This is a genomic window from Streptomyces sp. NPDC050416 (assembly GCF_044458845.1).
GTDB lineage: Bacteria > Actinomycetota > Actinomycetes > Streptomycetales > Streptomycetaceae > Streptomyces.
In genome coordinates this window covers 586463-597442 of the sequence record NZ_JBITII010000005.1, presented here as the reverse complement: position 1 = coordinate 597442, position 10980 = coordinate 586463, and the positions used below count along the sequence as shown (strand labels likewise).

Genomic DNA, 10980 nt, shown 5'->3' with positions numbered 1-10980 from the left:
GCATCGTCCAGGTTGAGCACCTTGACGTTGATGCCGGTCTCCTGGGTGAACGGCGTGTAGATCGCCTTCTGCAACGCCGCGCCGTAGGAACCGCCGCTGTCGCGGACGATCACCGTCTTGCCGCCCTTCCCACCGGTGCCGGTGGAAGCGCTGCGGCTGGTGCCGGTACCGCAGGCGCTGAGGGCGGTCGCGGCGGCGAGACCCGCCGTGGCTCCGCCAACGCCGCGCAGGAAGAGCCTGCGAGCTATACGGGCGTCTCTCATGGAATGCCTCCTGGGGTGCTAAGGGGAGAAAGGGACGGCTGGGATGGGGTCCAAGGGTGGGGGGCGACCTCGTCGGATCCGAGGCCCGCGCCGGGGGGTGGGAAGGTGTCGATTCGCGTGACCTGCCGGGGTCCCACGGGGCGGCCAGAGCGGCCGGTTCCGCACCGGGACGACGGTGAGGCCGTTCATGCCGTAAAGATCCGCCCGCCGGGCGGGGCGATGATGCGGCGGCGGACATCGCTCCCTCGGCCCGGTACTTCGAGTTCTGCGCGGGCGTCGCCGACAAGCTCGGTCGGGGTTCTTCGGGGCTGTCCGGGCGGGACGATGTGCGTCGCGCGTCAGCTACCGAGCATGCGGCTGAGGTCGTCCATCGATTTGATTACCGCCGTGCACGCAGTGCTACAGAGGCGACGTGCGGGGCATGGTGGACTCTCATCCCGCACGGCAGCGCGGAGTTCAAGGCGAACGTCAACGCAGCGGTGCCGTGCGGGACTGACGTGAACTACGTGTCAGATGCCGAGCATGGTATTGAGCTCGTCCAGGGACTTCACGGTCACGTAGTCGTAGCCGTGAGTGACGGGGTCGTACCCGCGGTCCAGCAGGACCAGGTTGCGGAAGCCCATGTCGTGCATCGACTGGTGGTCGTATCGGGTGTGCGAGGCGACGTGCACGAAGTCCTCGGGGGACGCGTCGAGCTTCTCGAGCATGTACTCGAACGCGGCGTAGCGGGGCTTGTAGTAGCCGGCCTGCTCAGCGGTGAGGACCGCGTGGAACTCCGCACCGAGCTTGGGCACGCTCTCCGCGAGGAAGGAGTCGCCGGCGTTGGAGAGAATCACCAGCTTGTAGTGCTCGGCCATCTTCTTCAGCGGCTCCACCACGTCAGGGTGGGGTCCCCAGCTGCGCACGCCGTCGGCGAACCGCTTGCCCGCGTCCGGGGCCGCCTTCACACCCCACTTGCGGCAGACCCGCTCGAAGGAGTCCTGCAGCACCTGCTCGTAGGGGTAGTACTCGCCGCGCACCTGGTCGTAGCGGTAGCCGCGGAACTCCCGGACGAACTGGTCCCAGTGCTCGGCGGGGATCTGGTCGCCGACGAGCTCTCGCGTGATGGGGGTCATCGGCCACTCGATCAACGTGCCGTAACAGTCGAACGAGACGTACTTCGGCCGGAACTGCAAAGAGGGGATTTTGTTACCCATGACGAAGGTCCGATCTTTCTCTTGCGGAAATGGGATGGAGCGGTTGTTTTTTCAGGCGTGCCCCTGCAGGGAATTCCTGAGTTGCGCGATGACGTCGCTCAGGCTTACGGCCAGAGCGCGCTCGACGTTGGTCCAGTCGTCTTTGGCGTGAGCGAGGAGGTACTCACGCCGTTCGGGTACGCGCTCCGCTCGCCAGTTCGCGAGAAGCGCGCGCAGGGTGAGGCGTGCCAGCGCGGCAACCGGGAGCAGGGGGAGTTCCGAGTCCTTGACCGGCCGCTCCCGCTGGTATCCGGCGACGAGGGCGCAGGCCTCCTGCCAGGGATGATCCGGCGTCCGGCCGAGCAGATTCGCCATGGGCACGGCGGGGTCGAAGATCACGGCGCTGCGCACGGTGTCGCCGAAGTCGATGACACCGGTGACGAAGTGATCGTCGCTCTTCGGATCCACCACGACGTTGTAAGGGCTGAAATCGCCGTGGATCACCTGTGTCTCGAGCTCGCTCACCCTCGGCACGACGGCTTCGTCGAACTTCGAGAAGACCTCTTGTGCCAATCGACGGTGCTCGGGGTTCGGTGTGTACTGCACCAGGCTGGTCAGCTGATGGAAGTGGCGGATGTCCCACACCAGACCGCGTCCGTCCGCGGGGTGCCTGAACTCCTTCAGCGCCACGTCGACCCGTCCCAGCATCGCGCCCGCCTTCGCGAGCTGCTCCGCGTCCGGGCTGGTCTGCGCCAGGACCGGACCCGCCACGAAGTCGAACACCCTCAGGATCCGTGTCCTGCCGTCGCTCAATCGGATGGCCGCGCTGTCGTGCCCGTCGGCGGTCAGCTTCACTCGCTGGACCGGCAGTTGCGGGGCAGTGCTTTCGAGGAAGCGCATCGCGGCGGTCTGCAGGGCGACAACCGCCTCAGGCTCGCCAGGTGGTGAGACCTTGACGAGGTAGTCGCTCGTCTCGGTCCGCAGCCTGAAGGTGTCGTCCTTCTCGGTCGCCAGTCGCCCGAGGCGTCCGTTGAGGCGATAGTGCTTCTCGAGGAGGACGCTCACCAGCACCACGTCGATGGGCTCGTGGGACGATGTCAGGCCGCTCTCTTCGAGGAGCCGTTGGGCAAAGTCGGTGGCCGGTGAGGTGTTCACGGTCAGTCCCTTCGAGCCGGCAGCCTGCTACAGACGGTTTTTCGCGACCTCGGCGAAGGTCTCGAGGAATCGGGTCACATCGGCGGAGTCGAAGGCCAGCGGGGGACGGATCTTCAGGGTGCTCGCCGACTTGCCCGTGCCGCTGATCAGGATGCGGCGGTCGCGCATGTCGTTGATGACGTCTTCGGTAAGTGCGCGGTCGGGCTCGAGGCTTTCCCGGTCCCTGACGATCTCCACGCCGACGAAGAGACCGGCGCCGCGGACTTCGGCGACGTAGGGGGAATCCTTCGTGATCTCCCGCAGGCCCGCGCGCAGAGCGTTGCCGTTCTCCAGGACGCGCTGCTGCACGTTCTCCTTCTCGAAGACGTCAAGCACCGCGGCGCCGGCGGCCACGGGGATGGAGCTGCCGCCGAAGGTGTTGAAGTAGCGGACGCTGCGCCCGAACTCCTCGCTGACCTCGGGGCGGAAGACCACACCCGAGATCGGCAGGCCGTTGCCCATCGGCTTGCCCATGGTGACGATGTCCGGCAGCACGCCGTGGCGGCTGAAGCCCCACATCGACTCCCCGAGCCGGGCGAATCCCGACTGGACCTCGTCCGCGATGTAGACACCGCCGGCCGCGTGCACCTCCTCCACCACGGCCTGCATGAATCCGGGGGGGTCGGTGAAGATGCCGTCGCTGCTGTGGGCGCAGTCGGTGATCAGCGCCGCCAGCCGGTAGCCGTGGCGTTCGAGGTCGTCGATCGCGCCCCGCACCTGCTGCCTCATGTGCTCGTCGAGCGTGGATCCCGGCGCCACGAGGCGCGGGTCGGGAGCGTCGATGAACCGGACGTTCGGGCCCAGCGGCGAACCCGCACCCAGGGTCGGCGAGAAGCTCGCCACCTCCCGGGTGATGCCGTGGTAGGCCCAGCGGGTGACGATGATGCCCTCGGCGCCCGTGTGGAACCTCGCCACGCGCACCGCCAGGTCGTTCGCTTCCGACCCGCTGCACGCGATGCTCAGCCTCGACAGTTCCTCGGGGAAGGTCGCGAGGAGCCGCTCCGCGTAGTCGACCAGGGCTTCCTGGACGTAGCGCGTGTTCGTGTTGACCGTGGCCACCTGGCGGGCAACGGCTTCGGCCACGTGAGGGTGGGCGTGCCCCACACACGGAACGTTGTTGTAGGCGTCGAGGTAGTCGTTGCCGTCGCGGTCGATCAGGTGCGCCCCGTGACCGGAGACGAACTCGACCGGCTCCTTGTAGATGAGTGTGTAACCAGGACCCAGCACCTTGTTGCGGCGCCGGATTGTCTCCTGGAGGCGGTCGGGAAGCTCGCTCAACACCGCCGGGTCGAACCGGTTGGGGTAGTTGGCGATCGCCTGACTAAGCGTGGAAGTCATCTGCAGGCACACCTTCAAGTCTTGGTATTCGAGGTTGCTCGCTGCTGTGGCTGAGAACATACCACCACTTGTTCCAGTTCCAACCTGAAACGAAAAAGTTTCTTGACTGGATCAGCGCCGTGCCAGGAACTCGCCCATCCCCGGGCAAGCCGCCTTCACGGCCGAGCCGTCTACCTGATGACGTCGAGGAACTTGTAGAAGCCGCCCGCGAAAGGCAGGAACCAAGGCGGGCCGAAGTGGCCGGGGATCCGCTTGAAGGGCAGGTCGCGCCAGGGGTTGGCGCCGGAGTCACCGTTCATGTACTCGGCCATCTGCTTGCCCATGTGCGTCGCCATCTGGACACCGTGTCCCGAGTAGCCGAGCGAGTAGAAGAGCCCGTCCTGCTCGCCGGCGTGCACCATCCGGTCCATGCTCATGTCGACCAGACCGCCCCAGCAGTAGTCGACGCGCGCGTCCGTGAGCTGCGGGAAGACCTCGGTCATCGCCTTGTGCAGGATGCGCCCGCTCTTCGCGTCCGACTGCGGACTGGACATGGCGAACCGGGCGCGGCCGCCGAAGAGCAACCGGTGGTCCGGGGTGATCCGGAAGTAGTTCAGCAGGTTCAGGGAGTTCGATGCCATCCGCCGGTTCGGCAGCAGCATGTCGCAGACGTCCTTGCCCAGCGGCTCGGTCACGATGATGAAGCTGCCGACGGGCGCGATCCTGACCTGATGCCAGCGGAACGGCCGGCGGGTGTGGCCGCTGGTCGCGACGAGAACCTGGTCGGCCTGGACGGTGCCGCGCGGGGTGACCAGTTCGTGCTTCGTGCCGCCACCCAGCCTGTCGACCTTCTCGACCGGTGCCTTCTCGTGGATGGTGACGCCGATCCGCGCAGCGGCCTCGGCGAGTCCCCTGGTGAACTTGCCGACGTGCAGTCCCGCGCTCCTCGCGTCGACCATCCCGCCGTGGTAGAGGTCGGATCCGATCTCGGTGTGAAGCTCGCCCTTGGAGATCAGGCGGGTCTCGATCCCGAGCCGGCCGGACATGATCTCGTGGGTCTTGCGCAGACCGTCGAAGTGGGCCGGCTTGGACGCAAGGTTCAGCTTGCCCGTGCGAGCGAAGTCGCAGTCGATGTTCTCTTCCTTGACGAGGTTCTCGATGGTGTCGACCGCGTCGTGGTAGGCCAGGAGACACCGCTTCGCGGTGTCGAAGCCGTACCGGGAGACCGCGGAGCGGAATCCGATCGACATGCCAAGGGTGGCCATACCGCCGTTGCGCCCGGACGCGCCGAATCCGACCGTCTCCTTCTCGAAGACATGTACGTTCGCACCCTTGCGCGCCAGGTGCAGCGCCGCCGAGAGGCCGGTCAGGCCGGCCCCGATGATCGCCACGTCGACGCGCCCGCCGATCTGGGTCCGGGACCGGTCAGGTCCCTGGGGAGCGGTGTCGAGCCAGTAGGGGGTGAACTTCATAGCGCTGCTCTCTCTCCTGCTCGCTGCGGGGCTCAGACCCTACCACTCCTAGTTCCAGTTTCAGCCTGAAACGAAAGTGGTACGCTCGCTGACGTGCGGTCAACTCGCCCTATCACCTGGCTGACCGCGCAGGGTCCACCGTCTGATCGATGCTCGCTGCCGACAGTCAGTTGGTCATCGACCCCCAGCCTCCTGGTCCGCCGCAACGCGGTGTGCTGCCTTGGAGTGCTTCGGGGACTTTTTCGGAGTGCATGACAGATGAGCCGAGAATCGTCCGGCACGCAGCCCGCGATCATCGCGCCCAAGCCGGTCCCCGCCCGATCGGCGTACCGGGCTCGCTATGGTCATCACGTGACCAACCCGACCTCACGCGACTACAACAAGGCATCGGTCCTCGACGTGGTCCTCTCCCACGCACCCTTGACACGGAACAGGCTCATCGAGCTGACGGGCCTGAGCAAAGCCACGGTGTCCAGAGCGGTGGAGGAGCTCCGGGCCGACGGCTTCGTCGTGGACGGCGGGGTCGACGATGTCACCGGACGCGGCCGCAGGTCCACCTATCTGGACCTGCCCGGCACGACTGGGCACGTGGTCGGGGTCAGCTTCGGCGCGCAGACCACCGGTGTGCTGGTGACCGACCTGCGGGGCCGCGAGATCCGGCAGATGACGGTGCCCACCGCCGATCACCAGGAGGTCACGGACGCCGCGCGGTGGCTGGTCGACCTGATCGCGCAGGCGGCCGAGTCCGCGCGGGGCCCCCTGCGCCAGATCGTCGTCGCCGTGGCCGGCCGGGTCCGGGGCGGCACGGAGATCTTCGGCCCGGCCGAGTCGATGAAGATCTTCGCGGGTTCCGGCCTCCACCGGGCCATCGCGGACCTGGTCGAGGCGCCCGTGCTCCTCGACAGCGATGCCAACGCCTCGCTGCTCGCGATCCTCACCGACGACGCCACCATCACCAACGCCGCGCTGTTCAGCGTCAGCACCATACTGAACTTCGCCGGCTGCACGGATCACGAGCTCGCCCGCGGGAGGACGCCCACCTTCGGCGACATCGGTGTGCTCTTCTCCGGGGTCGGTGACGAGAGCCTCGACGAGCTGCTGAGCACACGTGGCCTCCTGCGGTTCGCCCGCAAGCGGGGGCTCGACCTGCAGCGCGTGGAGAACCTCTGGGAGGAGCCGCACGGCGAGGCGGCGCGTGCCGAGGTGCTGGAGGCGTTCACCACGGCGATCGTGACGGCCGTCAGCGTCGTGGCCGTGACGCTGGACCCGGAGTCGGTCTACTTCGTGGGCCGTCTGCGTCCGCTCGTCGACGAGGTGCTTCCCGAGGTGCGCGGACGCCTCGAGCGGAGCCTTCCGACGGTCCCGGAGATCAGGACCGGGCCGCATCTGATCGGCATCTCGCCCGCGCAAGGGGCGGTCTACGCGTGTCTGGCGATGGCTCAGGAAAGGTTGCGCGAGGCGGTGCTGGGGGCGCGCCGCCAGGGACAGGCCGCCGATCAGTCCCCACCGGCCTTCTGAGCCGGCCGTAGTCCTCTGCTCCATTGGCCTCCCATCGGTCGACGTCGAGGCTGACCAGCTGTGCCATTGGCACAGTCAATGGCGTGACAGTTGAGCCATTGGGCCTCGAGGTGGTTACCTGCTCCTATCCATGCACTTGCGGCGCCGCGTAGCGCCGGACGGCGATGAGGCCGGTCCGGACCGCGGTGCCTTCGTCGTGCCTGCTTGTCGTCCGCCACCCGGGACGAACCGCGGGCAGGACGGCGTACCACTGCGAGGGGGGCGGCGTACCGCCGTGAAGAGGATGTTCGTGGCTCCGGACCCGGGGCGCCTGAGGCTGCGGAACGCGACCCGCGCTGTCATCGGTGTCGCTGCCGCCGTCGCCCTTTCCGAACTCTGCGGGCTGTCGCTCACCGCATCGATCACCGGAGGGCTCGCGGCACTGCTCGCCCTCTTCACGGTCACCGACGCCACCGTCCGTGACCAGCGGATCACCACCGCGCTGTTTCCCGTCGCCGGATTCCCCGTGCTGGCGCTCGCCACCACACTGCACGGCATCGCCCCGGCCCGTGACGCCGCGTTCCTGGCCGTCGTCTTCTGCGGGGTATACGCCCGCCGCTGGGGTCCGCGGGGGCACGCGCTCGGGATCTTCGCGTTCATGAGCTTCTTCATCACGCAGTTCCTGCACGCGGTCCCCGCTCAGCTGCCCGAGCTGTACACCGCCGTGGGTCTCGCCCTTCTCACGGCCGGTGCGACGCGCTTCGTGCTCTGGCCTATCGAGCGTCACACCCCACCCGCGGCAGCCCCGCCGGCCCTGCCCGGCACCGGACTGGCGCGGCCCACGACCCGGCAGGCCTTCCAGGCCACTGCCGCCTCGGCTCTCGCGCTCCTGGCCGGGCAGCTGCTCTCCGAAGAGCGTTGGTACTGGGCCGTCGGTACTGCCTGGTGGATCTTCGTCAACACGGCTTCTCGCGGCGAAACCCTGGTCCGCGGTTTCCGCCGGGTCTTCGGCACTGTGATCGGTATCGTCGTCGGCCTGCTGGTCGCCGTCCCGCTGCACGGCGCGCCCGTGCCGACGGCCGCCCTGGTCGCCGTCTGCGTCTTCGGCATCTTCTATACCGCCGCCGTCTCCTATTCCTGGATGATGCTGGCAGTGACGGTCATGGTCAGCTTGCTGTACGGCCTCCTGGGTGTGCTGGACCCCGGCCTGCTCGGGCTCCGTCTGGCGGAGACCGGTGTGGGCGCGCTGTGTGCCGCGCTGGCCGTGACCCTCGTCCTGCCGGTCACCACGCACGCCACGAACGATGCCTGGATCCAGCGGGCACTGCACTGCGTCCACGCCGCCACCGCCGAGGCGACCGCTCGCCTCGCGGGAGACCCGAAGGGCGACCCCGCCCCGCACGCCGCCGAACTGGAGCTGCTGCTCGGCCGGGTGCGGATGGCACTCGCCCCGCTGATGCACCCGCTGACTCCCTTCCGTGCCCGGAAAGCCCGTGCCCGCCAGGTGATCGAGCTGCTCGACGACTGCGCCCGCGAAGTGCGGGGCCTGGTGACCGTTGCCGCCGATCCTGTCGCGTCGCACGACGCCCGTCTGGCCGCGGCCTGCCAGCGCGTGCAGGCCGCGGTGGAGGCGCTCACCGACGGCGGAGACGTCTCGGTGCGGGCGGACGTCCCCGCGGCGGCGGAACCCGCCCTGGCCCATCTCCACGGCCTGGAACGGGCCCTGGCGGAACTCGCCCGTCCGCTCCGCGCGCCGTCGGGTTCGCCGTGGGTCGGGGCGTGAGCGCCGCGCATCCTCGGAACGGTCCCCGGCCGGTCTCGCTCGGCCGCTGCGTATCCCGTCGAGGTCGCGGTTCCCATCCCGTCGAGGTCGCCGCTCGGCAGGGCGGGAGCGGGCCCGGCTCAGTCCTTGACCGTTTGGTCTAGACCGCGCATGATCGGCAGCGCCGTCATTCCGGACGGTTGAGGGACGCATGCGCGACGAGAGGGGACAGCCGTGGCTGACGACGGCGGGCGGCGGGCGTACATCGGGTCGTTCACGGCGGCCGGCGGTCCCGGGATCGTGACGGCGGCCGTCGATGCCGACACCGGCGCGCTGACCGCCCTGAGCAGCGTCGACGCCGTCCCCGACCCCGCCTACCTGGCGCTGTCCCCCGACGCGGACCTGCTGTACGCGGTCAGTGAGACGGCCGAGGGCGCGGTGGCCGCGTACCGCGTGGACGGGGAGCAGCCCGAGCCGGCCGGGCCGCCCGTGCCGGTCGACGGGAGCGGGCCGACCCACCTCAGTCTGTTCGCCGGACACCTCCTGACCGCCAACTACGGCTCCGGCAGCGTCACCGCGCTCCCCGTCCGCCCCGACGGCACCCTCGCCCGGTCCGCCGCCCACGTGCTCCAGCACACCGGCTCGGGCCCGCACACCCCACGCCAGCAGGGGCCGCACGCCCACCACGTGCAGCCCGACCCGAGCGGCCGCTGGGTCGTCAGCGTCGACCTCGGCACCGACTCCGTGCGGGTCTGCACGCTGACGGACGGCACCCTCGCCCTGCACCGGGAGACCGCCCTGCGGCCCGGCTCGGGCCCACGGCACCTCGCCTTCCACCCGGACGGGTCGTACGCGTACGTCGTCAACGAACTCACCCCCTCCGTCACCGTCTGCCGCTGGGACGCGGCCGAGGGCGAGCTGACGCCGCTGACCGAAACCCCGGTCCTGCCGGGCGCACCGGCGCGCGACGCCTACCCCTCGGGCATCGTCACCTCACCCGACGGCCGCTTCGTGTGGACCGCCATCCGAGGCGAGGACGTCCTGTCCGTGCTCGCCGTCGAGGGCGAGGAACTGCGGCTGATCGCCACCGTGCCCTGCGGCGGCCACTGGCCACGCGCCCTCACTACCTCCGACGGCTTCCTCTACGTCGCCAACGAACGCTCCGGCGACGTGACCTGGTTCGCCACCGACCCGCGCACGGGCATCCCGCGACGAGCCGGCTCGATCAGGGTGCCGGCGGCGTCGTGCGTGATTCTCGGCTGACAGGGGAGCAGGCGTTCCGGGGGTCTCTCGCTGACGACGAAGGCCCACGCGTACGACGAAGGCCCGCCCCGAACCGGGGCGGGCCTTCTCAGTCGTACCAGGGGGACGTCAGCGGACCGGCGTGCCCTGGGCCGGCTGCGGCGTGATCCCCAGCGCCGTCGTGTACTTGGCCAGCGCCAGCTTCCCGATCGCAGGGTACGGCCCGAGCGACTCGGCGGCGGAGCACTCCGCCTCCTTAGCGGCCTCCTCGACCAGCCCCGGCTCGATCTCCGGCCCGATCAGATACGGCGCGAGGGCCAGCTGCTGCGAACCCGAGGAGCGCAGCTGCTCGGCGACGGAGGCGATCGAGCCCTCCTGGTCCAGGGCCGCCGCCATCACCGGCACGGCGAGGCGCGCGGCGAGCAGCATGCCGGTGATCCCGGCCGCCTGCACGGCCTCGTCACCGCCCACGGACGCCAGGATGATGCCGTCGGCGGCGGTCGCCACGGTGAACAGCCGGGCACGGTCCGCCCGGGCCAGACCGGCCTCGGAGAGCCGCACGTGCAGCGCCTCGGCGAGCAGCGGGTGCGGGCCGAGGACATCGGTCAGCTCGGCGGCGATCCGGCTCTCCATGACGGCCTGGCGGACCCGGCGCAGCAGCGCGCTGTCCGGACCGGCGAGCAGCGGCACGACGACGGCGACGGGGCCGTCGGGCTCCCTGACGTCCATGCCGGCGGCACGCGCCTGCTCGAAGCGGGCGGTGCGCTCCTCGGCGGTGTAGGTGAGCACGGCCTGAAGCGTGGGGAACTCCGCGTTGTCCCCGTCGAGGTACCCGATGCGGGCGTCGAGGCCGGGCAGCTCGGAGCGGGCGATGCTGACGACCTCTTCGGCGAGGCTGCGGGTGGCGCTACTGGGCGTGCCCGGCACGGCGAGGACGAGCGCGGGCGCGCCCTCGGGAGCCACCAGCGGCTCCGGACGGCGGTGCCGTCCGGGCTGGCGGGGTCGCGGCATTCGTACTGGGAGGCCGGACTCGGGTCCAGTGGGGGAACTCATGGCGC

At 69.5% G+C, this 10980-nt stretch carries 8 protein-coding genes and 1 pseudogene; 3 read left to right on the top strand and 6 right to left on the bottom strand.

The genetic code is table 11. The annotated features are described in order from the left end of the window. From ACIBL4_RS19380 to ACIBL4_RS19360, 5 genes and pseudogenes are all read right to left on the bottom strand, one after another. Window positions 1–263: pseudogene (locus ACIBL4_RS19380) on the bottom strand (ABC transporter substrate-binding protein); the annotation flags it as partial. Window positions 264–772: 509 nt separating this feature from the next. After that, on the bottom strand, window positions 773–1438 hold the full coding sequence (locus tag ACIBL4_RS19375; protein WP_399411536.1) for a haloacid dehalogenase type II: 666 nt from the start codon (window positions 1436–1438) through the stop codon (window positions 773–775). Window positions 1439–1510: 72 nt separating this feature from the next. After that, window positions 1511–2593, bottom strand: coding sequence for a phosphotransferase (locus tag ACIBL4_RS19370; protein ID WP_399411534.1), 1083 nt, complete (start codon window positions 2591–2593; stop codon window positions 1511–1513). Between the two features lie 27 nt (window positions 2594–2620). Then, on the bottom strand, window positions 2621–3970 hold the full coding sequence (locus tag ACIBL4_RS19365; RefSeq protein ID WP_399411532.1) for an aspartate aminotransferase family protein: 1350 nt from the start codon (window positions 3968–3970) through the stop codon (window positions 2621–2623). A gap of 170 nt (window positions 3971–4140) precedes the next feature. Then, on the bottom strand, window positions 4141–5421 hold the full coding sequence (locus ACIBL4_RS19360; RefSeq protein WP_399411530.1) for an NAD(P)/FAD-dependent oxidoreductase: 1281 nt from the start codon (window positions 5419–5421) through the stop codon (window positions 4141–4143). A gap of 351 nt (window positions 5422–5772) precedes the next feature. On the opposite strand from ACIBL4_RS19360, the gene ACIBL4_RS19355 reads away from it, so the two are divergent. The 3 genes from ACIBL4_RS19355 to ACIBL4_RS19345 all read left to right on the top strand — a co-directional run bounded on the left by ACIBL4_RS19355 (window position 5773) and on the right by ACIBL4_RS19345 (window position 9943). Beyond that, a complete protein-coding gene (locus ACIBL4_RS19355) occupies window positions 5773–6939 on the top strand; it encodes an ROK family transcriptional regulator (RefSeq protein WP_399411528.1) in 1167 nt (388 codons plus the stop codon). Between the two features lie 283 nt (window positions 6940–7222). Next, entirely contained in the window at window positions 7223–8701 is a 1479-nt protein-coding gene (locus ACIBL4_RS19350; protein WP_399411603.1) for an FUSC family protein, read from the top strand. A gap of 213 nt (window positions 8702–8914) precedes the next feature. Continuing rightward, complete coding sequence (locus tag ACIBL4_RS19345; RefSeq protein WP_399411526.1) at window positions 8915–9943, top strand: lactonase family protein; 1029 nt, start codon at window positions 8915–8917, stop codon at window positions 9941–9943. A gap of 108 nt (window positions 9944–10051) precedes the next feature. Here the strand turns inward: ACIBL4_RS19345 and ACIBL4_RS19340 are convergent, their stop codons facing one another. Further along, window positions 10052–10975, bottom strand: coding sequence for a sirohydrochlorin chelatase (locus tag ACIBL4_RS19340; protein WP_399411524.1), 924 nt, complete (start codon window positions 10973–10975; stop codon window positions 10052–10054). Window positions 10976–10980: the final 5 nt, after the last annotated feature.

What these genes read in the sequence shown, in the direction of transcription:
- ACIBL4_RS19360 (WP_399411530.1), bottom strand. Translation starts at nt 5,421, where the DNA reads ATGAAGTTCACCCCCTACTGGCTCGACACCGCTCCCCAGGGACCTGAC.
- ACIBL4_RS19365 (WP_399411532.1), bottom strand. Translation starts at nt 3,970, where the DNA reads ATGACTTCCACGCTTAGTCAGGCGATCGCCAACTACCCCAACCGGTTC.
- ACIBL4_RS19340 (WP_399411524.1), bottom strand. Translation starts at nt 10,975, where the DNA reads ATGAGTTCCCCCACTGGACCCGAGTCCGGCCTCCCAGTACGAATGCCG.
- ACIBL4_RS19350 (WP_399411603.1), top strand. Translation starts at nt 7,223, where the DNA reads ATGTTCGTGGCTCCGGACCCGGGGCGCCTGAGGCTGCGGAACGCGACC.